This is a genomic window from Bacillus sp. MC1252, assembly GCF_056838025.1.
Genome location: NZ_CM166369.1, coordinates 79580 through 104539, shown reverse-complemented (window position 1 = coordinate 104539; position 24960 = coordinate 79580). Strand labels below are relative to the sequence as shown.

Sequence of the window (24960 nt, the reverse complement as noted above, 5' to 3'; positions counted from 1 at the left end):
TCTCTCAAAACTAGATAACAACGTTCATGCTTCACATTAGAATATAGGTTAAGTCCTCGATCTATTAGTATCTGTCAGCTCCACGTGTCACCACGCTTCCACCTCAGACCTATCAACCTGATCATCTTTCAGGGATCTTACTTCCTTGCGGAATGGGAAATCTCATCTTGAGGGGGGCTTCATGCTTAGATGCTTTCAGCACTTATCCCGTCCGCACATAGCTACCCAGCGATGCCCTTGGCAGAACAACTGGTACACCAGCGGTGCGTCCATCCCGGTCCTCTCGTACTAAGGACAGCTCCTCTCAAATTTCCTGCGCCCGCGACGGATAGGGACCGAACTGTCTCACGACGTTCTGAACCCAGCTCGCGTACCGCTTTAATGGGCGAACAGCCCAACCCTTGGGACCGACTACAGCCCCAGGATGCGATGAGCCGACATCGAGGTGCCAAACCTCCCCGTCGATGTGGACTCTTGGGGGAGATAAGCCTGTTATCCCCGGGGTAGCTTTTATCCGTTGAGCGATGGCCCTTCCATGCGGAACCACCGGATCACTAAGCCCGACTTTCGTCCCTGCTCGACTTGTAGGTCTCGCAGTCAAGCTCCCTTGTGCCTTTACACTCTGCGAATGATTTCCAACCATTCTGAGGGAACCTTTGGGCGCCTCCGTTACATTTTAGGAGGCGACCGCCCCAGTCAAACTGCCCACCTGACACTGTCTCCCTGCCCGATAAGGGCAGCGGGTTAGAAGGTCAATACAGCCAGGGTAGTATCCCACCGATGCCTCCACCGAAGCTAGCGCTCCGGTTTCCAAGGCTCCTACCTATCCTGTACAAGCTGTACCAACATTCAATATCAGGCTGCAGTAAAGCTCCACGGGGTCTTTCCGTCCTGTCGCGGGTAACCTGCATCTTCACAGGTACTATAATTTCACCGAGTCTCTCGTTGAGACAGTGCCCAGATCGTTGCGCCTTTCGTGCGGGTCGGAACTTACCCGACAAGGAATTTCGCTACCTTAGGACCGTTATAGTTACGGCCGCCGTTTACTGGGGCTTCAATTCGCACCTTCGCTTACGCTAAGCGCTCCTCTTAACCTTCCAGCACCGGGCAGGCGTCAGCCCCTATACTTCGCCTTACGGCTTCGCAGAGACCTGTGTTTTTGCTAAACAGTCGCCTGGGCCTATTCACTGCGGCTTCTCGGGGCTTTAACACCCTAAGAAGCACCCCTTCTCCCGAAGTTACGGGGTCATTTTGCCGAGTTCCTTAACGAGAGTTCTCTCGATCACCTTAGGATTCTCTCCTCGCCTACCTGTGTCGGTTTGCGGTACGGGCACCTCTCACCTCGCTAGAGGCTTTTCTTGGCAGTGTGGAATCAGGAACTTCGCTACTAAATTTCGCTCGCCATCACAGCTCAGCCTTTACGGGAAACGGATTTGCCTATTTCCCAGCCTAACTGCTTGGACGCGGATATCCAATACCGCGCTTACCCTATCCTCCTGCGTCCCCCCATTGCTCAAATGGTGAGGAGGTGGTACAGGAATATCAACCTGTTGTCCATCGCCTACGCCTTTCGGCCTCGGCTTAGGTCCCGACTAACCCTGAGCGGACGAGCCTTCCTCAGGAAACCTTAGGCATTCGGTGGACGGGATTCTCACCCGTCTTTCGCTACTCATACCGGCATTCTCACTTCTAAGCGCTCCACCAGTCCTTCCGGTCTGGCTTCACAGCCCTTAGAACGCTCTCCTACCACTGTTCGTAAGAACAGTCCGCAGCTTCGGTGATACGTTTAGCCCCGGTACATTTTCGGCGCAGAGTCACTCGACCAGTGAGCTATTACGCACTCTTTAAATGGTGGCTGCTTCTAAGCCAACATCCTGGTTGTCTAAGCAACTCCACATCCTTTTCCACTTAACGTATACTTTGGGACCTTAGCTGGCGGTCTGGGCTGTTTCCCTTTCGACTACGGATCTTATCACTCGCAGTCTGACTCCCAAGGATAAGTCATCGGCATTCGGAGTTTGACTGAATTCGGTAACCCGGTAGGGGCCCCTAGTCCAATCAGTGCTCTACCTCCGAGACTCTTACCTTGAGGCTAGCCCTAAAGCTATTTCGGAGAGAACCAGCTATCTCCAGGTTCGATTGGCATTTCACCCCTACCCACACCTCATCCCCGCACTTTTCAACGTGCGTGGGTTCGGGCCTCCATTCAGTGTTACCTGAACTTCACCCTGGACATGGGTAGATCACCTGGTTTCGGGTCTACGACCACGTACTCATGCGCCCTATTCAGACTCGCTTTCGCTGCGGCTCCGCATCTTCTGCTTAACCTTGCACGGGATCGTAACTCGCCGGTTCATTCTACAAAAGGCACGCCATCACCCGTTAACGGGCTCTGACTACTTGTAGGCACACGGTTTCAGGATCTATTTCACTCCCCTTCCGGGGTGCTTTTCACCTTTCCCTCACGGTACTGGTTCACTATCGGTCACTAGGGAGTATTTAGCCTTGGGAGATGGTCCTCCCGGATTCCGACGGAATTTCACGTGTTCCGCCGTACTCAGGATCCACTCTGGAGGGAATGACATTTCAGTTACAGGGCTGTTACCTTCTCTGGCGGGCCTTTCCAGACCTCTTCGCTTATATCATTCCTTTGTAACTCCGTATAGAGTGTCCTACAACCCCAAGAGGCAAGCCTCTTGGTTTGGGCTGTTCCCGTTTCGCTCGCCGCTACTTAGGGAATCGCATTTGCTTTCTCTTCCTCCGGGTACTTAGATGTTTCAGTTCCCCGGGTATGCCTTCTCATACTCTATGTATTCAAGTATGGATACTACTCCATTACGAGCAGTGGGTTTCCCCATTCGGAAATCTCCGGATCAAAGCTTGCTTACAGCTCCCCGAAGCATATCGGTGTTCGTCCCGTCCTTCATCGGCTCCTAGTGCCAAGGCATCCACCGTGCGCCCTTTCTAACTTAACCATTTCTTACTTTAGAAAGAATCACTATGTGTGATGAACTTTGCATTGCATTCAATGTGAATGTATTACTTATTGTTATCTAGTTTTCAAAGAACAATCCTGTCTCGCTAGAGACATGTTTTGAAGGTATGATCCTTCAAAACTAAACAAGACGAAAACGCACGCTGCTCCATATATCCTTAGAAAGGAGGTGATCCAGCCGCACCTTCCGATACGGCTACCTTGTTACGACTTCACCCCAATCATCTGCCCCACCTTCGGCGGCTGGCTCCATAAAGGTTACCTCACCGACTTCGGGTGTTGCAAACTCTCGTGGTGTGACGGGCGGTGTGTACAAGGCCCGGGAACGTATTCACCGCGGCATGCTGATCCGCGATTACTAGCGATTCCAGCTTCACGCAGTCGAGTTGCAGACTGCGATCCGAACTGAGAACAGATTTATGGGATTCGCTAAACCTTGCGGTCTCGCAGCCCTTTGTTCTGTCCATTGTAGCACGTGTGTAGCCCAGGTCATAAGGGGCATGATGATTTGACGTCATCCCCACCTTCCTCCGGTTTGTCACCGGCAGTCACCTTAGAGTGCCCAACTAAATGCTGGCAACTAAGATCAAGGGTTGCGCTCGTTGCGGGACTTAACCCAACATCTCACGACACGAGCTGACGACAACCATGCACCACCTGTCACTCTGTCCCCGAAGGGAAAGCCCTATCTCTAGGGTTGTCAGAGGATGTCAAGACCTGGTAAGGTTCTTCGCGTTGCTTCGAATTAAACCACATGCTCCACCGCTTGTGCGGGCCCCCGTCAATTCCTTTGAGTTTCAGTCTTGCGACCGTACTCCCCAGGCGGAGTGCTTAATGCGTTAGCTGCAGCACTAAGGGGCGGAAACCCCCTAACACTTAGCACTCATCGTTTACGGCGTGGACTACCAGGGTATCTAATCCTGTTCGCTCCCCACGCTTTCGCTCCTCAGCGTCAGTTACAGACCAGAGAGTCGCCTTCGCCACTGGTGTTCCTCCACATCTCTACGCATTTCACCGCTACACGTGGAATTCCACTCTCCTCTTCTGCACTCAAGTTTCCCAGTTTCCAATGACCCTCCCCGGTTGAGCCGGGGGCTTTCACATCAGACTTAAGAAACCGCCTGCGAGCCCTTTACGCCCAATAATTCCGGACAACGCTTGCCACCTACGTATTACCGCGGCTGCTGGCACGTAGTTAGCCGTGGCTTTCTGGTTAGGTACCGTCAAGGTGCGAGCAGTTACTCTCGCACTTGTTCTTCCCTAACAACAGAGCTTTACGATCCGAAAACCTTCATCACTCACGCGGCGTTGCTCCGTCAGACTTTCGTCCATTGCGGAAGATTCCCTACTGCTGCCTCCCGTAGGAGTCTGGGCCGTGTCTCAGTCCCAGTGTGGCCGATCACCCTCTCAGGTCGGCTACGCATCGTTGCCTTGGTGAGCCATTACCCCACCAACTAGCTAATGCGCCGCGGGTCCATCTGTAAGTGACAGCCGAAACCGTCTTTCATCCTTGAACCATGCGGTTCAAGGAACTATCCGGTATTAGCTCCGGTTTCCCGGAGTTATCCCAGTCTTACAGGCAGGTTACCCACGTGTTACTCACCCGTCCGCCGCTAACATCCGGGAGCAAGCTCCCTTCTGTCCGCTCGACTTGCATGTATTAGGCACGCCGCCAGCGTTCGTCCTGAGCCAGGATCAAACTCTCCGAAAAAGAACAAAACCGAAGTTTCGTTTTTCGTCAGTTTGACTGACTACCTATGATGTATCATAGGATTTTTTTATAAAAACTCGAATTAACAGGTACGTTTTGTCTTGTTTAGTTTTCAAAGATCATATTGGTGGAGCCTAGCGGGATCGAACCGCTGACCTCCTGCGTGCAAGGCAGGCGCTCTCCCAGCTGAGCTAAGGCCCCATAAAAGATGGTCGGGAAGACAGGATTCGAACCTGCGACCCCTTGGTCCCAAACCAAGTGCTCTACCAAGCTGAGCTACTTCCCGATCTTAATGGCGCGCCCGAGAGGAGTCGAACCCCTAACCTTTTGATCCGTAGTCAAACGCTCTATCCAATTGAGCTACGGGCGCTTATTGTATAATGCCGAGGGCCGGACTTGAACCGGCACGGTAGTCACCTACCGCAGGATTTTAAGTCCTGTGTGTCTGCCAATTCCACCACCCCGGCGTGGATGGTATAAGCGGAAGACGGGATTCGAACCCGCGACCCCCACCTTGGCAAGGTGGTGTTCTACCACTGAACTACTTCCGCATTACAGGATTTCTTTATTTTGTTTGGCTATGCGGGTGAAGGGACTTGAACCCCCACGTCATAAAGACACTAGATCCTAAGTCTAGCGCGTCTGCCAATTCCGCCACACCCGCATGAAAATGGTGAGCCATGAAGGACTCGAACCTTCGACCCTCTGATTAAAAGTCAGATGCTCTACCAACTGAGCTAATGGCTCGCTTTAAAAGCGACTTGTCTATCTTACCATATGAAAGTGGTGCCGGCAAGAGGACTTGAACCCCCAACCTACTGATTACAAGTCAGTTGCTCTACCAGTTGAGCTACACCGGCTTTATCTATCCTAACATTATGTAAGAATAAATATGGTGGAGGATGACGGGCTCGAACCGCCGACCCTCTGCTTGTAAGGCAGATGCTCTCCCAGCTGAGCTAATCCTCCATATTGTGTCTTTTCGAACGACTCTCGATCTGACAAATAGTATTATATAACGATAAGATATTGTTTGTAAAGACTTTTTTAAAATAATTTTTGAATTTATTTTAAAGCTGTTTTTTTCACCTTTTCGTTAAGGCACCTAAAGAAGTTTACCACTTGCTTCGTCATTTTAAAAGTCTTTTTTTCATTTTTTTATGTTTTTTTGTTAAAAAGAACTCTAATGAAGCTTTATCACTGTTAAAAACATCATTTCCAACGCTTTAATATGCTCATTTTATTCAGTATATCCTCACACACAAATCATCTAGAGATAAATTTCTTTTATTATTTTATTTTTTTAAGAAATCATTTTCGTTTAAAAACGTATATAAATGGTAATGATTTTCACTGTTCTTCAAAAGATCGCTTCGCCTTATTTTTGCTACTTCAAATGCTGAACAGCCTTGGCATCATTATTAAAGTTTTACTCAGAGAAACAAGTGTATTGATTCATCCTGCGTCCCCTCGAATTCAGTCTTCAGCAATAGATGGGCCCGTTCCCTTTGAGCCTGAGTGGCCAATTACGTCTCTATACCGCGGCTGCTAAAACGAGGGCTTGTTAGACATTTTCTATGTTTTTGATGTTGATATAGAAGCAAACCTCTCAAAAAAACAAAAAAGACCAGTTCCGTCTGGAACTGATCCTTAGAAAAGCTTGGCGGCGTCCTACTCTCACAGGGGGAAACCCCCAACTACCATCGGCGCTGAAGAGCTTAACTTCCGTGTTCGGTATGGGAACGGGTGTGACCTCTTCGCTATCGCCACCAAACCTGATGGAGAGAATGTTCTCTCAAAACTAGATAACAACGTTCATGCTTCACATTAGAATATAGGTTAAGTCCTCGATCTATTAGTATCTGTCAGCTCCACGTGTCACCACGCTTCCACCTCAGACCTATCAACCTGATCATCTTTCAGGGATCTTACTTCCTTGCGGAATGGGAAATCTCATCTTGAGGGGGGCTTCATGCTTAGATGCTTTCAGCACTTATCCCGTCCGCACATAGCTACCCAGCGATGCCCTTGGCAGAACAACTGGTACACCAGCGGTGCGTCCATCCCGGTCCTCTCGTACTAAGGACAGCTCCTCTCAAATTTCCTGCGCCCGCGACGGATAGGGACCGAACTGTCTCACGACGTTCTGAACCCAGCTCGCGTACCGCTTTAATGGGCGAACAGCCCAACCCTTGGGACCGACTACAGCCCCAGGATGCGATGAGCCGACATCGAGGTGCCAAACCTCCCCGTCGATGTGGACTCTTGGGGGAGATAAGCCTGTTATCCCCGGGGTAGCTTTTATCCGTTGAGCGATGGCCCTTCCATGCGGAACCACCGGATCACTAAGCCCGACTTTCGTCCCTGCTCGACTTGTAGGTCTCGCAGTCAAGCTCCCTTGTGCCTTTACACTCTGCGAATGATTTCCAACCATTCTGAGGGAACCTTTGGGCGCCTCCGTTACATTTTAGGAGGCGACCGCCCCAGTCAAACTGCCCACCTGACACTGTCTCCCTGCCCGATAAGGGCAGCGGGTTAGAAGGTCAATACAGCCAGGGTAGTATCCCACCGATGCCTCCACCGAAGCTAGCGCTCCGGTTTCCAAGGCTCCTACCTATCCTGTACAAGCTGTACCAACATTCAATATCAGGCTGCAGTAAAGCTCCACGGGGTCTTTCCGTCCTGTCGCGGGTAACCTGCATCTTCACAGGTACTATAATTTCACCGAGTCTCTCGTTGAGACAGTGCCCAGATCGTTGCGCCTTTCGTGCGGGTCGGAACTTACCCGACAAGGAATTTCGCTACCTTAGGACCGTTATAGTTACGGCCGCCGTTTACTGGGGCTTCAATTCGCACCTTCGCTTACGCTAAGCGCTCCTCTTAACCTTCCAGCACCGGGCAGGCGTCAGCCCCTATACTTCGCCTTACGGCTTCGCAGAGACCTGTGTTTTTGCTAAACAGTCGCCTGGGCCTATTCACTGCGGCTTCTCGGGGCTTTAACACCCTAAGAAGCACCCCTTCTCCCGAAGTTACGGGGTCATTTTGCCGAGTTCCTTAACGAGAGTTCTCTCGATCACCTTAGGATTCTCTCCTCGCCTACCTGTGTCGGTTTGCGGTACGGGCACCTCTCACCTCGCTAGAGGCTTTTCTTGGCAGTGTGGAATCAGGAACTTCGCTACTAAATTTCGCTCGCCATCACAGCTCAGCCTTTACGGGAAACGGATTTGCCTATTTCCCAGCCTAACTGCTTGGACGCGGATATCCAATACCGCGCTTACCCTATCCTCCTGCGTCCCCCCATTGCTCAAATGGTGAGGAGGTGGTACAGGAATATCAACCTGTTGTCCATCGCCTACGCCTTTCGGCCTCGGCTTAGGTCCCGACTAACCCTGAGCGGACGAGCCTTCCTCAGGAAACCTTAGGCATTCGGTGGACGGGATTCTCACCCGTCTTTCGCTACTCATACCGGCATTCTCACTTCTAAGCGCTCCACCAGTCCTTCCGGTCTGGCTTCACAGCCCTTAGAACGCTCTCCTACCACTGTTCGTAAGAACAGTCCGCAGCTTCGGTGATACGTTTAGCCCCGGTACATTTTCGGCGCAGAGTCACTCGACCAGTGAGCTATTACGCACTCTTTAAATGGTGGCTGCTTCTAAGCCAACATCCTGGTTGTCTAAGCAACTCCACATCCTTTTCCACTTAACGTATACTTTGGGACCTTAGCTGGCGGTCTGGGCTGTTTCCCTTTCGACTACGGATCTTATCACTCGCAGTCTGACTCCCAAGGATAAGTCATCGGCATTCGGAGTTTGACTGAATTCGGTAACCCGGTAGGGGCCCCTAGTCCAATCAGTGCTCTACCTCCGAGACTCTTACCTTGAGGCTAGCCCTAAAGCTATTTCGGAGAGAACCAGCTATCTCCAGGTTCGATTGGCATTTCACCCCTACCCACACCTCATCCCCGCACTTTTCAACGTGCGTGGGTTCGGGCCTCCATTCAGTGTTACCTGAACTTCACCCTGGACATGGGTAGATCACCTGGTTTCGGGTCTACGACCACGTACTCATGCGCCCTATTCAGACTCGCTTTCGCTGCGGCTCCGCATCTTCTGCTTAACCTTGCACGGGATCGTAACTCGCCGGTTCATTCTACAAAAGGCACGCCATCACCCGTTAACGGGCTCTGACTACTTGTAGGCACACGGTTTCAGGATCTATTTCACTCCCCTTCCGGGGTGCTTTTCACCTTTCCCTCACGGTACTGGTTCACTATCGGTCACTAGGGAGTATTTAGCCTTGGGAGATGGTCCTCCCGGATTCCGACGGAATTTCACGTGTTCCGCCGTACTCAGGATCCACTCTGGAGGGAATGACATTTCAGTTACAGGGCTGTTACCTTCTCTGGCGGGCCTTTCCAGACCTCTTCGCTTATATCATTCCTTTGTAACTCCGTATAGAGTGTCCTACAACCCCAAGAGGCAAGCCTCTTGGTTTGGGCTGTTCCCGTTTCGCTCGCCGCTACTTAGGGAATCGCATTTGCTTTCTCTTCCTCCGGGTACTTAGATGTTTCAGTTCCCCGGGTATGCCTTCTCATACTCTATGTATTCAAGTATGGATACTACTCCATTACGAGCAGTGGGTTTCCCCATTCGGAAATCTCCGGATCAAAGCTTGCTTACAGCTCCCCGAAGCATATCGGTGTTCGTCCCGTCCTTCATCGGCTCCTAGTGCCAAGGCATCCACCGTGCGCCCTTTCTAACTTAACCATTTCTTACTTTAGAAAGAATCACTATGTGTGATGAACTTTGCATTGCATTCAATGTGAATGTATTACTTATTGTTATCTAGTTTTCAAAGAACAATCCTGTCTCGCTAGAGACATGTTTTGAAGGTATGATCCTTCAAAACTAAACAAGACGAAAACGCACGCTGCTCCATATATCCTTAGAAAGGAGGTGATCCAGCCGCACCTTCCGATACGGCTACCTTGTTACGACTTCACCCCAATCATCTGCCCCACCTTCGGCGGCTGGCTCCATAAAGGTTACCTCACCGACTTCGGGTGTTGCAAACTCTCGTGGTGTGACGGGCGGTGTGTACAAGGCCCGGGAACGTATTCACCGCGGCATGCTGATCCGCGATTACTAGCGATTCCAGCTTCACGCAGTCGAGTTGCAGACTGCGATCCGAACTGAGAACAGATTTATGGGATTCGCTAAACCTTGCGGTCTCGCAGCCCTTTGTTCTGTCCATTGTAGCACGTGTGTAGCCCAGGTCATAAGGGGCATGATGATTTGACGTCATCCCCACCTTCCTCCGGTTTGTCACCGGCAGTCACCTTAGAGTGCCCAACTAAATGCTGGCAACTAAGATCAAGGGTTGCGCTCGTTGCGGGACTTAACCCAACATCTCACGACACGAGCTGACGACAACCATGCACCACCTGTCACTCTGTCCCCGAAGGGAAAGCCCTATCTCTAGGGTTGTCAGAGGATGTCAAGACCTGGTAAGGTTCTTCGCGTTGCTTCGAATTAAACCACATGCTCCACCGCTTGTGCGGGCCCCCGTCAATTCCTTTGAGTTTCAGTCTTGCGACCGTACTCCCCAGGCGGAGTGCTTAATGCGTTAGCTGCAGCACTAAGGGGCGGAAACCCCCTAACACTTAGCACTCATCGTTTACGGCGTGGACTACCAGGGTATCTAATCCTGTTCGCTCCCCACGCTTTCGCTCCTCAGCGTCAGTTACAGACCAGAGAGTCGCCTTCGCCACTGGTGTTCCTCCACATCTCTACGCATTTCACCGCTACACGTGGAATTCCACTCTCCTCTTCTGCACTCAAGTTTCCCAGTTTCCAATGACCCTCCCCGGTTGAGCCGGGGGCTTTCACATCAGACTTAAGAAACCGCCTGCGAGCCCTTTACGCCCAATAATTCCGGACAACGCTTGCCACCTACGTATTACCGCGGCTGCTGGCACGTAGTTAGCCGTGGCTTTCTGGTTAGGTACCGTCAAGGTGCGAGCAGTTACTCTCGCACTTGTTCTTCCCTAACAACAGAGCTTTACGATCCGAAAACCTTCATCACTCACGCGGCGTTGCTCCGTCAGACTTTCGTCCATTGCGGAAGATTCCCTACTGCTGCCTCCCGTAGGAGTCTGGGCCGTGTCTCAGTCCCAGTGTGGCCGATCACCCTCTCAGGTCGGCTACGCATCGTTGCCTTGGTGAGCCATTACCCCACCAACTAGCTAATGCGCCGCGGGTCCATCTGTAAGTGACAGCCGAAACCGTCTTTCATCCTTGAACCATGCGGTTCAAGGAACTATCCGGTATTAGCTCCGGTTTCCCGGAGTTATCCCAGTCTTACAGGCAGGTTACCCACGTGTTACTCACCCGTCCGCCGCTAACATCCGGGAGCAAGCTCCCTTCTGTCCGCTCGACTTGCATGTATTAGGCACGCCGCCAGCGTTCGTCCTGAGCCAGGATCAAACTCTCCGAAAAAGAACAAAACCGAAGTTTCGTTTTTCGTCAGTTTGACTGACTACCTATGATGTATCATAGGATTTTTTTATAAAAACTCGAATTAACAGGTACGTTTTGTCTTGTTTAGTTTTCAAAGATCATTTTCATTATCGCTCTTAAGCGACTTTAATATCTTAACATTTCGTATCGGTTAAAGTCAAGAACTTTTTTCGATTTCTTTTTTTAACCTCGCTGCTGTTTTGCGGCAACGAATAATAATATACCACCTTGATTCTTTCCTTGCAATAGTTTTTTTAAAAAAAGTTTCATTTTATGAAAAATAAAAAGCGCCACAGATAAAATGGCGCTTTTATTGATGTATTAACGGTTTCTCATTTGTGGGAAAAGCAGTACATCTCTGATTGATGGAGAATTTGTTAATAGCATGATTAATCGGTCGATACCGATTCCTAGTCCGCCTGTTGGCGGCATTCCATATTCTAACGCTTCAACAAAATCGTCATCCATTAGATGCGCTTCGTCATTTCCTTCTTCACGTTCTTTTAACTGAGCTTCAAAGCGTTCTCTTTGATCGATTGGATCGTTTAGCTCTGTGAATGCATTTGCGTGCTCACGGCGTACGATAAATAGCTCAAAGCGATCTGTGAAGCGAGGGTCTTCTGGGTTTTTCTTAGCTAATGGAGAAATCTCCACTGGGTGTCCGTAAATAAAGGTAGGCTGAACCAATGTTTCTTCTACTTTTTGCTCGAAGAACTCATTGATAATATGACCCACTGTCATGTTTTTCGTAATTTCAATACCGTGATCAGCAGCATGCTGTTTCGCTTCCTCTACAGACATCTCCTGCCAGAAGTCTACACCTGTGGCTTCTTTAACCGCTTCAACCATATGCAGTCTCTTCCATTCAGGTTTTAGATCAATTTCATCTTCTCCATATTGAATTGTTGTTGTTCCTAGTACCTCTTGGGCAATATGAGCAATCAGATTTTCAGTCAGGTTCATGATGTCTTTGTAGTCTGCGTATGCTTCATATAGCTCGATCATTGTGAACTCTGGGTTATGACGAGTAGATACACCTTCGTTACGGAATACGCGGCCAATCTCGTATACTTTCTCTAGACCACCGACAATGAGACGTTTTAAGTGCAGCTCAATCGCAATACGCATATAAAGCGGCATATCAAGTGCATTGTGATGAGTAATGAAAGGACGAGCTGATGCACCACCAGGGATGCTATGCATTGTTGGTGTTTCAACTTCTAAGTATCCCTTAGAATCTAAGTATCTTCTCATTGATTGAATGATTTTGCTTCGCATGATGAACGTCTGCTTACTTTCTGGGTTTACAATCAGGTCAAGGTAGCGCTGACGATAGCGTTGCTCCACATCTTTTAGTCCGTGATATTTATCAGGAAGCGGGCGAAGTGCTTTTGTGAGAACCTCAAAGCCAGTCGCTTTAATTGAAAGTTCTCCCACATTCGTTTTAAATACTGTTCCTGTCACACCAATGATGTCACCTAGATCTGAGCTTTTGAATAATTCGTAAGCTTCTTCTCCTACACTATCTTTACGAACATAGATTTGAATTTGTCCTTCTAAATCTTGAATGTGCGCAAAGCCAGCTTTCCCTTTTCCACGCTTTGTCATCATACGGCCAGCGATTGTCACTTGAGCCGCTTTTTCTTCTAAGTCTTCTTTTGAAAACTCGTCATATTCAGCAATAATTTTCGCAGATTGATGAGAACGGTCATATCGTTCACCAAATGGATCGATACCCTCTTCTCTCATTTTATTCATTTTGTCACGTCTGACTTGGAATTGGTCGTTTAATTCTTCGTTATTAAGCCCTTCATTACTCATTTATATCACTCCAATAATGTATTTTGCAGAGAAAAGCAGAAAAACTGCCAGTACATGCACTAGCAGTGAGCTACAAAAAGAAAGATAGTCTTATCCTACTTTTATTTTTTGAAGCTCTTTTGCCTCGGCTTCGATCGTAAAGTCATCAAGAACTTGTACAAGCTCCGCTCTCGTTTCACTTTGATTGATTTGATTTCTAACGTCTGCGTTGCCTCGGACACCTTTTAAGTACCACGCTGCATGCTTTCTCATTTCTCTGACAGCCACGTGTTCGCCTTTCAGGTCAATGAGTCTGTCTAAGTGAAGTTTGCACACAGACATTTTTTCACGCACGTTTGGTTCTTCTTTCAATTCTCCCGTTTCTAAATAATGAACCGTACGATAAATCATCCACGGGTTTCCTAGTGCGGCTCTTCCGATCATCACAGCATCCACACCGGTTTCATCAAGCATTCGTTTTGCATCTTGAGGGGTTTTGACATCACCATTCCCGATGACAGGGATGGAAACAGATTGTTTTACCTCTTTCATGATATCCCAATTCGCTGTTCCTTCGTACATCTGCACGCGGGTCCGTCCGTGAAGCGCAACCGCTTTTCCGCCTGCTCGTTCAACAGCACGGGCATTGTCGATAGCGAAGATATGGTCTTCGTCCCAGCCCATTCTCATTTTTACCGTAACAGGTTTATCTACAGCTTCTACGACAGCGGAGACCATTTCATAAATCTTGTTTGGATCAAGCAGCCATTTCGCTCCTGCATCACATTTCGTAATCTTCGGTACAGGACAGCCCATGTTGATATCAATAATGTCCGCCGTTGTATGCTGATCTACAAACTTTGCCGCTTCTACGAGTGTGTCCTTTTCTCCTCCAAATATCTGAAGGCTCAAAGGCTTTTCCCGTTCATCAATGTATAGCATACCCATTGTTCTTGCATTGTTGATCAGGATCGCTTTGTCACTGACCATTTCAGCGCAGACTAAGCCCGCTCCAAACTCCTTAACTGTGAGTCTGAAGGCAGAGTTACATACACCAGCCATTGGTGCGAGCACCACTTTGTTTTTAATCTCGATATCTCCGATTTTAAACATCTTTCCCCCTCCTTTCTTCCTCGAGTATTGGTGAAAGTTCTTCCACCGTTATATTTAAAGCATCTGCTATTTGACCAACCATTTGGTTTGTTGGTAATCGATTGCCCCGCTCAATTTCTCCTAAGACAGAGACAGAGATGCCAAGTCTTTTGGCGAACCCTTCCTGAGTATACCCTTTTAGCTTTCGGTATGCACGAATTCTTCTACCCCACATGTCTTTTTCCATATGCTAACACCTTCTTGGTCTGTTACGGCATTTATTTGTACTTCGCCGATTTCTGGGCAAATCTCACTCATCGGAACAAGAACGAATAAACGTTCATACATTCTAGGATGCGGCACTATAAGTTGTTCTGTTTCAATATTTTCACGATTATAAAGTAAAATGTCAAGGTCAGCCGTTCGCGGGCCCCATCTCACTTCCCTTGTTCTGCCTAACTCTTGTTCGATTTTCTGAGTAAGGGCCAGCAGTTCCTCTGGACGGAGCGAGGTGGAAATCTTCACGGCCATATTCAAAAAGTCATCTTGGTCCTCGTAGCCTATGGGTGTTGTTTCATATATAGATGAGATTGACTCCACTTGAACATCTGGGTGTTCGTGCAGTTTTTTGACTGCTTCTTTTAAATAGGTTTCCTTTTTACCTATGTTTGAACCTAAAGCGATATATGCTGTATTGGTCATGTGCGTGATCTCGTCATTTCAATTGCAACGGACTGATAGTGTCCTGGAATTGGCGGGTCTGGCTTGATCACCTTCACTGTACATTCCTGAACTGTCGGAAAGTGCTTTAACACTTGGTTTGCAATTCTTTCTGTCAGCGTTTCAACAAGGTTAACCGGCTCTCCTTCTACAATGCTTTTGCAGATTTGGTAGAGCTCTGCATAGTTGATAGTCTCGTTTAGGTCATCCGTTTGTCCTGCTTTGCTTAAATCAAGTGAAGCTGTTAAGTCCACACGGAATCGCTGTCCTAATTTATTCTCTTCTGCAAACACTCCGTGATATCCATAAAATTCCATTCCATTTACATATACTTTATCGATGATAAGCGCCTCCCTTATTCAGCATGGCATCCATCATTTTTGCCATTCTTGCAACTTCTTTCACATCATGCACACGGACCATCGCACTGCCCTTTTGAATCCCTAGGCAGACCGTGGCACCCGTTCCTTCTGTACGTTCTTCAGGCGGCAGATCTAAGACATCGCCGATGAATCGTTTTCGAGATGTAGCAAGAAGCAGTGGATAGCCGAGATGGCAAAAATGTTCAAGTTCATTCATCACCATCAGGTTGTCTGTTTTATTTTTTGCAAATCCTACACCTGGATCTAATATAATCATGTCATCACGGACACCCGCTTGTTTGACAATTTGAACACTTTCTTTCAAATCTGCCATCATATCTGGAATCAGATGTGTGTAGTTTCGCTCTGGTCGATTGTGCATTAAGATGATCGGAACATTGTGCTTCGCTGCTACATGTGACATTTGAGGATCGGCTTTTGCTCCCCATACATCATTAATGATGGAGGCTCCAGCTTTCACCGCCTCATCTGCGACATGAGCTTTATACGTATCAATGGAAATAGGCACATCCAATTCTTTTGTGATCTTCTCAATCACAGGTATCACTCTTGAAAGCTCCTCTTGCTCTGAGACAAGTGCCGCTCCTGGCCGAGTCGATTCTCCGCCAATATCGATGATATGCGCTCCATCTTCCATCATCTGCGCTGCATGAGCCAGCGCTTTATCCATTTGATTAAACTTTCCTCCATCTGAAAAAGAGTCAGGTGTGACATTTAAAATGCCCATGACCAATGTCTTTTCTTCATAACTAAGGGTGTGGCGCTTGGCTTGTATGATTTTAGGCTGTTTTATCACTTGTTGTGTCATTGTGTCCACCTACTCTTTATGTTCTAGACGTTCTTTTGTATATTGCGTTCTCAACTTTGTTGAGATCGTTCGGTTATTTTTCGGCAAGACGATTTCTCCTATACGCCTGAAAGGCACAATCCCCTGAACAGAATTGGTCATCCATGCTTCATCAGCTGAGAGCAGATGTGAGACTGGGTACCGTCCTTCTATAAGCAAGATCCCCAGCGCGTGAAGCGTTTCTATACAATATCGACGGGTTACCCCACTTAAGATACCTGTATCAAGTGACGGTGTATAGATCACATCTTCTTTTCGCCAAAATACATTCGAGGTAATTCCTTCTGCCACATCATCTTCTTTTGTTAAAAAGATGCCTTCTATCGATGGGTCGTTCCCTACTTCTCTTTTAGCCAGCAGGTTGTTCATATAATGATGAGACTTGAGGCGCCTTGGACCTTCTGGTGTGTTTCTCCTCGTTTGAAGAAAGATTCCCTGCTTTTCATCTAGTAGAGACTCCGGCCGGAATGGAGAGATCATCACAAAAACGACAGGCTCTTCATAAGGGTCTGCAGAAAATCCATTGCCTCTGCCCGCAGAGACATTGAAGCGAATCCTCGCACGACCATCGGCTATATGGTTTTGATTCAGTAAGGTATGAATGATGTCGAGTACAAATGGTTTCTCTATTGTGGATTCGATGCAAAGGTCACGTAACGATTGATTGAGCCTTTCAAGATGCCAATCTAACAGGAAGACTTGTCCTGCCAGGCTGGTAAATGTTTCGAATACACCGATGCCATATAGAAATCCATGATCAAAAGGAGAAAGAGTCGCGTCTTTCTCCTCTATATACTGACCGTTCAGATAAATGATCATGCGTTTACTTCATGCCCCTCTTTACGATAGGTTTCAATGAAATTCTTGAGCATTTCTTTTCCGAAGGAAGTCATAATCGATTCAGGATGGAACTGAACACTTTCAATTGGCAGTTCTTTATGGCGAATGGCCATGAGCTCGCCTTCCTTCGTGCTAGCTGTTGCGACAAAGCACTCCGGCAGCGTCTCGTTTTTGACAATTAATGAATGATACCTCGTTGCGACGAGCGGATTTTGGAGTCCAGTGAAGACACCTTTGCCGTCATGTTCGATCTCTGACGTTTTACCATGCATTAACCGCTCTGCGCGAATCACATCTCCGCCAAAGACTTGTGCGATAGATTGATGACCTAAACACACACCGAAGATCGGTATCTTTCCGGCAAAATGCTTGATCGCCTCCATACTAATTCCCGCTTCATCAGGACTGCATGGTCCTGGAGAAATCATCAGAAAGTCTGGCTTGAGCTGTTCGATTTCTTGAATTGTTACTTGATCATTCCGTTTCACAATCAATTCTTCTCCAAGCTCACCTAAATACTGGACCAGGTTGTACGTAAATGAATCATAATTATCAATCATTAATATCATACTCTGCTCACCTCTAACTCAAAATAGTCTCTTCTTTGCTCAGCTGTAATGCTTTTTTTACTGCATAGGCTTTTTTAATGGATTCTTTATATTCGTGCTTTGGTACAGAATCAATCACAATACCGGCACCTGACTGCATAAAGGCTTTGCCCTCTGTACAGTACGCAGTACGAATGACGATATTAAAGTGCATATCTTGATTGAATCCAAACCAGCCTATAGATCCAGTATAAAGCCCACGTCTTGTTGGCTCAAGTTCTTCTATGATTTCCATCGTTCTCACTTTTGGAGCACCTGTGATCGTTCCGCCTGGGAATACAGCATGCATGACATCTACTGCATCACATTCAGCACGCAGCTCCCCTTGTACATTGGATACAATGTGCATCACGTGTGAATATTTCTCAATCGCCATAAACTCGTTCACCTGCACGGAGCCGTAAGTGGACACGCGACCAAGGTCATTTCGCTCAAGATCAACGAGCATGACATGCTCCGCGCGTTCTTTTTCATTTTCAATGAGTTCTTTTGCCAGCGCTTGATCCTCAGCGTCGTCCTTGCCTCGTGACCTTGTGCCAGCAATCGGTCTTGTTTCTAGTTGAATGCCTTTTTTCTTAATCAGCAGCTCTGGAGATCCACAAACAATCTGAAAATCTGGCGTGTGCAGATAAGACATATAAGGAGATGGGTTCACCTGACGTAATGTTTTGTATAAATCATACGGATGAGTATGGAGCTGTTCATCTTGTCTGATGGATAGGTTCACTTGGAACACATCACCGTTTGCGATATATTGCTTAATTTTCTCTACTGCTTCTCCGAAGGTTTCTTCAGTAAAAGGTGCAGCTGGCACAAATTCTGAAGAAGTTACGCTGACAGGTGAGTGTACTGATTCTTCTGAAGAGCTTGTCCAGCTTAGCTTCAATTCCTCCAACCTTCGATGAGCTTCACTCACAGGTTCCTCTCCCTCTGTGTGAGTAATGAGCCATAGCATATCTTTTTCGTGATCAAAGACCGCGACATCATTAAACACGAGGAAATACAGGTCAGGTGTCTTGAGATCATCGATTGACAGCATTTTAAAATGCTCGATATACCTTGCATAGTCATAGCTTAAAAATCCAATCGCTCCGCCTTGAAAGTCAGGGTAATCCTCGTTCGTTTCGGTTTGGAGGGTTTGAAACCAATCAGCAAAGGCTCTGAATGGGTCACCTTCTTTAAACAGCACCTCATCTTGATAATGGATGGTTGTCATCCCGTCTTTCCCTTTTGCTTTAGCAATCGGGTGAATTCCAGCAATGCTATATGTTCCGCCGCGTGCACTTTCAAGAAGGACATGGTGTGTTTCACTTGCAGCTAGTTGTTCGTATCTTTTCAAGAATGCATCTTTCGTAAAAGGAATTTTGATGCCCATCGGCCTGCGTTGTGTCATGTTATCATCCTTTTTCATTTTCATTAATCTTATTGTAATGCAATCCATTTTATTTAGAAAATAGTATTTGCTTTCCATCTTCAGAATTCATGAAAAAACCCCAGCAAATGCTGGGGCCTAACGTTTAATCGAATTGATATAGAGGTGTACTGAGGTAACGCTCACCATTACTTGGGATGATCGCTAACACTTTTTTCCCTTTACCAAGCTTCTTCGCTGTTTGAAGAGCTGCATAAATGGCGGCTCCTGAAGAAATACCGCCAAGAATTCCTTCCTCTTTTGCTGCCTTTCTTGCAAGCTCAAATGCATCTTCGTTTCTTACTTGGATAATGCCGTCATATACTTCCGTATTCAAGATGGATGGAACAAACCCTGCTCCAATCCCTTGAATTTTATGCGGACCTGGCTTTCCTCCTGATAATACTGGGGAATCTGTAGGCTCTACCGCATAAAGTTGAATAGATGGGATGGCTTCTTTTAGGACTTCACCAGCCCCTGTAATCGTACCGCCCGTACCAACACCTGCAATAAACGCATCAAGCTCGCCATCAAACTGATCAAGAATTTCCTTCCCAGTTGTACGGCGGTGAATCTCAGCATTGGCTTCGTTGTTAAACTGCTGAGGCATGAAATAACCATGCTCTTCTGCCAGTTCTTCCGCTTTTTTGATGGCACCTTTCATTCCTTCTGCACCTGGTGTTAATACAAGCTCTGCACCGTAAGCGCGTAAAAGGTTGCGTCGCTCCTGACTCATTGTTTCCGGCATAACCAAAATCGCATTGATTCCTTTAGCAGCCGCTACCATCGCAAGACCGATTCCCGTGTTTCCACTTGTTGGCTCAATGAGCGTGTCGCCAGCTTTTAATGTACCTTTCGCTTCAGCATCTTCGATCATGGCTAACGCAATACGATCTTTCACACTGCTGCCCGGGTTCATATATTCAAGTTTCAAGTAGACATCTGCACTGTCTTCTTCTACTAAACGGTTTAATTTAACGACTGGTGTATTTCCTATTAGTTCAAAAACTGAATTTGCAATACGAGCCATCACTAACACCTCTATCTCCGAGTAATTTTATTGTATTAATATTAAATTATCAATTTCAAAAAATTTTGTCAATGCTTTTAGTCCTGCTCTCCATCGTAAAACCATGTGACTTTTGCTTCTTTCCACAGGGTTTTGACATTCGCCTTTTCACCTAGATCTTCCATGGCGATCTGTCTTTTGATCTGATCTTTGACTTCTTCATAAGAGAAGGAGCGGCCATTTAATTTTTCTTTTAATTGGATGATGGCATACCCGTTTTTGGTCTCAATCGGCTCTTTCGTCCATTCATCTGGCTGAAGCTTTTGAGCTTCTTGTATGTATAGAGCTGGGATACTCTCTTGCTCTTCTGTCACAAAACCAAGATCTCCGCCGTAGGGTGAAGTGTAGCGGTCGATCGAGCGTTCAGCTGCCACGGCTTCGAAACTAGATCCGCCTTTTAAATCTTTCAACACGTTTTCAGCCTCGTCCTTTGTCTTAACGACAATATGACGAATACGGTATGAATCATCATATTGATATAAGTCCTTGTTTTTTTCATAAAAGGCTTTGGCTTCTTTTTCAGAAACAACGGCATCTCTCGTTAAGAGCTGTTCTAATAAAATTTGATAACGAATCTGTTCTTTCCATTCCTTTTCACTTGTATGTCCATCTTCGTAGAAATTATTAGAAACCGCTTTAAGCATCAGTAATTCACGATTGATCTCTTTTGAAGACACCTCTAGCTTGTTTTCCTTCGCAAGCTGATTGACTACCTTCTGATTGATCATTTGTTCAAGTGTTGCCTTTCCGTAGCGGTCTTCCATCTTCTTTAACCATTCTTGACGCGTAACCTTCTCTTTTCCAATGGACGCAATTTCTTCACCGTTCTTCCCGTTTGAGGAAGCCTGCGACATTTGCGATTTTGTTAGTACATATGCAATGACAACGGCATTGATCATGAGCAAAACGAGGATAAATGTCCATACCACTCTTGCTTTTAGTCTCATCTTTCGTCTCCTTTCCATCCTAAAAAGAAAACCCGCTGCTGAGAGCTTAGCGGGTTATTTCTTCACGTAGCTCTTCTAGCTCTTCTTTTGTAAATACATACGTTTCGTTACAAAAATGGCATTGAGCTTCTGCTTGTCCGTCTTGTTCAATCATATCTTCAATTTCGGCTTTTCCTAAGCTGATAATGCCATTAGCAAACCGTTCTTTTGAGCAGTTACAAGAGAATTCGACAGGTACAGTTTCTAAAATTTGAGGTTTTTCACCAAGAACTTCTTCTAAAATTTCTTCTGGTGTCATCCCTTTTTCAATGAGTTTCGAAATCGGTTCAATTGTGGATAAACGTTTTTCTAGTCTTTCAATGACTGCATCTTCTGTTCCAGGCAGCAATTGAATGATGAAACCGCCTGCCGCGAGGATAGAGTTGTCTGGATTGACAAGGACGCCTACGCCTACAGAGGAAGGCACTTGCTCAGAAGAGACGAGGTAATAAGTGAAGTCATCTCCAATTTCACCTGAGACGATTTCTGTTTGTCCTGTAAAGTGGTCTTTCAGCCCAATATCTTTCACAACACTTAATGTTCCTGTTGTTCCAACTGCACGTCTGACATCCAGCTTGCCATGTTCGTTTAAATCAAAGTGAACTTGTGGGTTTGAGACATATCCGCGAACCTGACCTTTTGCATTTCCATCAGCGATGATGGCTCCGATTGGTCCACCGCCTTCAATTTTGACAGTTAACTTGTTCTCACCTTTGAGCATGGCTCCCATCATAACTGTAGCCGTCATGGTTCTCCCAATCGCTGCTGACGCAGTTGGCCACGTATGGTGTCTCCTTTGTGCTTCGTTGATTGTATCTGTTGTGTTTGCAGCATATGCACGGACTTTACCGTCATATGCTAACGCTTTAACTAAGTAATCCATTCGATTTAAACCTCCTATAGTACACCGACACGATTACGTTCATAAATTAATTGGAGTCCTTTTAATGTTAAGAACGGATCGACCATATCAATACAGTCTGATTCATTTCCAATCAATGTAGACAAGCCACCAGTTGCAATGACTTTCGGTGTTTGTTTGGCTTGCTGCTTCATCCGTTTCACTATTCCCTCTACTTGTCCAACATATCCATAAAGGATACCTGATTGCATCGCACTGATGGTGTTTTTTCCAACGATGTGATCTGGGCGGACGATTTCAATTCTCGGCAGCTTAGCCGCTCTTGTATATAAAGCCTCCGTTGAGATGGTAATACCCGGTGCAATTGCTCCACCCATGTATTGTTTTTGTTCATTGATATAGCAGTAGGTTGTCGCTGTTCCAAAGTCTACCACAATGAGAGGCGCCCCATATAGGTGAATGGCCGCCACCGCATTGACAATTCGATCAGCGCCGACTTCCTTTGGGTTGTCGCACATAATGTTTAGTCCAGTCTTCATCCCAGGCCCTACAATTTGGGGTGTAATGTGAAAGTACTTTTCGCACATTCTTTCTAGTGCAAACATCATTGGCGGGACCACAGAGGAGATGATAATACCTTCTATTTGGTCAAACATCAGCCCTACATACTCAAATAAAGACCGGATGGACATACCAAATTCATCTTCTGTTTTATGACGGCTTGTTTCAATTCGCCAATGGTAATTTAGATCGCCATTATGATAAACACCTAAAACGGTATTTGTGTTTCCTACATCTATCACGAGTAACAACTTCATCACCACTTTGAATAGTTTCTCAAAAAGATCATTTTTCGACTTTCTATCATACCATACACGAATCGAGTTCCATTTGTAAACAATTCGAAACCGATCCATTCATGAATCGAAATAAAAAAAAGCTGCCAGTGATCCCGGCAGCTTTCACAGAAGGAGATTAGATCTCCTCCAGCGTGTAGACAAACTCTCGCATTCGTTGTCAGTCCTGCGCGCCGGTGCTCACGAATGTCAATTCGCTCCGCTCCGGTACTCGTCCTTCCTAGACTGCAAAGGTTTTCTATCACGCTGAAAAGAAGACAAAGGGCTAAAATAAAGTTCATTTTAGCCCTTTGTCAACAATCTGAGAAGGAGATTAGATCTCCTCATCTTCTTTTTTCTTGATGTTCACTTTCACATCATCGTTTTTCTCTTCGTCATCCGCGTATATACGCTCTGGAAGCTTTCCAGTTTCGTAAAGAGATTTAATTTGCTCAGCATCTAATGTTTCAACTTCTAGAAGAGCTTGTGCGATGATTTCTAGCTTATCTTTATTCTCAGTGAGAATTTGTTTCGCACGTTCGTAGCTGTCCTTGATGAAACGCTGAATTTCTTGGTCAATCTCGTAAGCAATGGCTTCACTATAATTCGGCTCGTTGTTAAAATCACGGCCAAGGAACACTTGACCACCTTGTGCTTGACCGAACTGAAGCGGACCAAGCTTATCAGACATACCGAACTCAGTAACCATTTTTCTTGCAATGCCTGTTGCACGCTGGAAGTCATTGTGAGCGCCTGTGCTTACTTCACCAAACGTAATTTCCTCTGCAACACGACCGCCGAGTAAGCCGACAATTTTATCAAGAAGTTCTGGCTTCGTTTGGAAATAACGATCTTCTCTTGGAAGCATGACCGCATATCCACCTGCCTGACCACGAGGAACGATCGTTACTTTATGCACCATATCCGCTTCGTCTAGGATAAGTCCAATGACAGTATGACCCGCTTCATGGTAAGCCACGATATTACGTTCTTTCTTCGAAATGACGCGGCTTTTCTTCGCCGGTCCAGCGATAACACGGTCAGTCGCTTCGTCGATATCACGCATATCGATTTTCTTTTTGTTATGACGGGCAGCAACTAGCGCTGCTTCGTTTAGTAAGTTCTCAAGATCTGCTCCAGAGAAACCTGGTGTTCTGCTTGCAATGGCTTTCAAGTTGACTGTATCATCAAGCGGTTTGTTTTTCGCATGAACCTTCAGTACTTCTTCACGGCCAATGACATCTGGGCGGTCAACCGTAATTTGACGGTCAAAACGTCCCGGACGCAGCAATGCAGGGTCTAAAATATCTGCACGGTTCGTCGCAGCGATGATAATAATTCCTTCGTTGGCACTAAAACCATCCATTTCAACAAGAAGCTGGTTCAGCGTTTGTTCACGCTCATCATGACCACCGCCAAGGCCTGCTCCACGCTGACGACCAACTGCATCAATCTCATCAATAAAGATTAAGCAAGGTGCATTCTTTTTCGCATTTTCGAACAAATCACGTACACGTGATGCACCGACACCGACGAACATCTCGACGAAGTCAGAACCACTAATGCTGAAGAAAGGAACGCCTGCTTCTCCTGCAGATGCTCTCGCAAGCAATGTTTTACCTGTACCTGGAGGTCCTACTAGTAAAACCCCTTTAGGGATTCTTGCGCCAAGCTCCGCAAATTTACGCGGATCCTTCAGGAATTCTACCACTTCTACAAGCTCTTGCTTTTCTTCATCTGCACCGGCCACATCTTTAAATTTCACACGCTTCTTCTCTTCTGTGTAAAGCTTTGCCTTACTTTTACCAAAGTTCATGACTCGGCTTCCACCGCCCTGAGCTTGGTTCAATAAGAAGAAGAACAGAATAAAGATGATGATAAACGGAATGATGGTTGTCAGAACTTGCAGCCATCCATTTGTTTCAGGTGCTGGTTCTACTTTTACATCTGTATTCTTCAGTGCACTGTAAATTTGGTCAACACCTTGACCATCTGGAACATGGGTAATGAAGTATTCATCTTTCTTCGCGCCATCTAATTGACCACGAATTTCATAAACCCCTCTTACAGGCTGGATGGAGATGCTCTCCACTTTTCCCGCACTTAAATTTTGCGAAAATTTGCTGTAAGACATGTTCTCAGGCTTTTGATTAGGGGATCCTAGCCAACTAACAACCCCTATTACAAGTAATAAAATAAGTATATAAAAAATCGTATTACGAAAAACCCGATTCATTCCTTACCTCCTCCCACAGTAAGCACAACTATGTTCAATAGTATCA

14 protein-coding genes, 9 tRNA genes and 5 rRNA genes are annotated in these 24960 nt (G+C 46.5%); all 28 read right to left on the bottom strand.

What is annotated here, in order from left to right; all coding sequences use genetic code 11:
- Positions 1-44 precede the first annotated feature (44 nt).
- The 28 genes from ACYH0L_RS00560 to ftsH all read right to left on the bottom strand — a co-directional run bounded on the left by ACYH0L_RS00560 (position 45) and on the right by ftsH (position 24914).
- A 23S ribosomal RNA gene (locus tag ACYH0L_RS00560) occupies positions 45-2975 on the bottom strand.
- A gap of 182 nt (positions 2976-3157) precedes the next feature.
- A 16S ribosomal RNA gene (locus ACYH0L_RS00555) occupies positions 3158-4706 on the bottom strand.
- Between the two features lie 125 nt (positions 4707-4831).
- Positions 4832-4907 (bottom strand) — tRNA-Ala (locus ACYH0L_RS00550).
- An 8-nt stretch (positions 4908-4915) separates the two neighbouring features.
- A tRNA-Pro gene (locus ACYH0L_RS00545) sits at positions 4916-4992 on the bottom strand.
- A 7-nt stretch (positions 4993-4999) separates the two neighbouring features.
- Positions 5000-5076, bottom strand: a tRNA-Arg gene (locus ACYH0L_RS00540).
- A gap of 11 nt (positions 5077-5087) precedes the next feature.
- Positions 5088-5173, bottom strand: a tRNA-Leu gene (locus ACYH0L_RS00535).
- 12 nt (positions 5174-5185) lie between these two features.
- Positions 5186-5257 (bottom strand) — tRNA-Gly (locus ACYH0L_RS00530).
- A gap of 30 nt (positions 5258-5287) precedes the next feature.
- Positions 5288-5370 (bottom strand) — tRNA-Leu (locus ACYH0L_RS00525).
- A gap of 7 nt (positions 5371-5377) precedes the next feature.
- A tRNA-Lys gene (locus ACYH0L_RS00520) sits at positions 5378-5453 on the bottom strand.
- Positions 5454-5490: 37 nt separating this feature from the next.
- Positions 5491-5566: transfer RNA gene (locus ACYH0L_RS00515), tRNA-Thr, on the bottom strand.
- A gap of 33 nt (positions 5567-5599) precedes the next feature.
- Positions 5600-5675 (bottom strand) — tRNA-Val (locus ACYH0L_RS00510).
- Positions 5676-6364: 689 nt separating this feature from the next.
- A 5S ribosomal RNA gene (gene rrf, locus ACYH0L_RS00505) occupies positions 6365-6480 on the bottom strand.
- A gap of 61 nt (positions 6481-6541) precedes the next feature.
- A 23S ribosomal RNA gene (locus tag ACYH0L_RS00500) occupies positions 6542-9472 on the bottom strand.
- A gap of 182 nt (positions 9473-9654) precedes the next feature.
- Positions 9655-11203: ribosomal RNA gene (locus ACYH0L_RS00495) — 16S ribosomal RNA — on the bottom strand.
- Together the 16S, 23S and 5S rRNA genes with 9 tRNA genes alongside form the textbook arrangement of a ribosomal RNA operon.
- 342 nt (positions 11204-11545) lie before the next feature.
- On the bottom strand, positions 11546-13045 hold the full coding sequence (gene lysS, locus ACYH0L_RS00490; protein WP_099728305.1) for a lysine--tRNA ligase: 1500 nt from the start codon (positions 13043-13045) through the stop codon (positions 11546-11548).
- Positions 13046-13135: 90 nt separating this feature from the next.
- On the bottom strand, positions 13136-14137 hold the full coding sequence (gene dusB, locus ACYH0L_RS00485; RefSeq protein WP_482354254.1) for a tRNA dihydrouridine synthase DusB: 1002 nt from the start codon (positions 14135-14137) through the stop codon (positions 13136-13138).
- Positions 14130-14363 (bottom strand): helix-turn-helix domain-containing protein, encoded by a 234-nt coding sequence (locus ACYH0L_RS00480; protein WP_034325046.1) that lies wholly within the window; start codon positions 14361-14363, stop codon positions 14130-14132. Before ACYH0L_RS00480 ends, dusB begins: the two co-directional genes overlap by 8 nt.
- Positions 14315-14818, bottom strand: coding sequence for a 2-amino-4-hydroxy-6-hydroxymethyldihydropteridine diphosphokinase (gene folK / locus ACYH0L_RS00475; protein ID WP_249705143.1), 504 nt, complete (start codon positions 14816-14818; stop codon positions 14315-14317). Before folK ends, ACYH0L_RS00480 begins: the two co-directional genes overlap by 49 nt.
- A complete protein-coding gene (folB, locus tag ACYH0L_RS00470; RefSeq protein ID WP_099728309.1) occupies positions 14815-15177 on the bottom strand; it encodes a dihydroneopterin aldolase in 363 nt (120 codons plus the stop codon). The genes folK and folB overlap by 4 nt, the downstream gene beginning before the upstream one ends.
- Positions 15170-16027 (bottom strand): dihydropteroate synthase, encoded by an 858-nt coding sequence (gene folP / locus ACYH0L_RS00465; RefSeq protein ID WP_482354253.1) that lies wholly within the window; start codon positions 16025-16027, stop codon positions 15170-15172. The genes folB and folP overlap by 8 nt, the downstream gene beginning before the upstream one ends.
- Positions 16028-16036: 9 nt before the next feature.
- On the bottom strand, positions 16037-16885 hold the full coding sequence (gene pabC / locus ACYH0L_RS00460) for an aminodeoxychorismate lyase (protein ID WP_410612271.1): 849 nt from the start codon (positions 16883-16885) through the stop codon (positions 16037-16039).
- Entirely contained in the window at positions 16882-17475 is a 594-nt protein-coding gene (gene pabA, locus ACYH0L_RS00455) for an aminodeoxychorismate/anthranilate synthase component II (RefSeq protein ID WP_249705141.1), read from the bottom strand. The genes pabC and pabA overlap by 4 nt, the downstream gene beginning before the upstream one ends.
- Positions 17476-17488: 13 nt before the next feature.
- Positions 17489-18907, bottom strand: a complete 1419-nt coding sequence (locus ACYH0L_RS00450) for an anthranilate synthase component I family protein (RefSeq protein ID WP_230031702.1) — start codon at positions 18905-18907, stop codon at positions 17489-17491.
- A gap of 124 nt (positions 18908-19031) precedes the next feature.
- Positions 19032-19955 (bottom strand): cysteine synthase A, encoded by a 924-nt coding sequence (cysK, locus tag ACYH0L_RS00445; protein ID WP_230031701.1) that lies wholly within the window; start codon positions 19953-19955, stop codon positions 19032-19034.
- 77 nt (positions 19956-20032) lie between these two features.
- Positions 20033-20941 (bottom strand): peptidyl-prolyl cis-trans isomerase, encoded by a 909-nt coding sequence (locus tag ACYH0L_RS00440; RefSeq protein ID WP_099728315.1) that lies wholly within the window; start codon positions 20939-20941, stop codon positions 20033-20035.
- Between the two features lie 46 nt (positions 20942-20987).
- Positions 20988-21863, bottom strand: coding sequence for an Hsp33 family molecular chaperone HslO (gene hslO, locus ACYH0L_RS00435; protein WP_099728316.1), 876 nt, complete (start codon positions 21861-21863; stop codon positions 20988-20990).
- A gap of 14 nt (positions 21864-21877) precedes the next feature.
- Positions 21878-22654, bottom strand: coding sequence for a type III pantothenate kinase (locus ACYH0L_RS00430; protein WP_256499210.1), 777 nt, complete (start codon positions 22652-22654; stop codon positions 21878-21880).
- 358 nt (positions 22655-23012) lie between these two features.
- Positions 23013-24914: an ATP-dependent zinc metalloprotease FtsH gene (gene ftsH, locus ACYH0L_RS00425; RefSeq protein ID WP_034325059.1), complete on the bottom strand. Its 1902-nt coding sequence runs from the start codon at positions 24912-24914 to the stop codon at positions 23013-23015.
- Positions 24915-24960 lie beyond the last annotated feature (46 nt).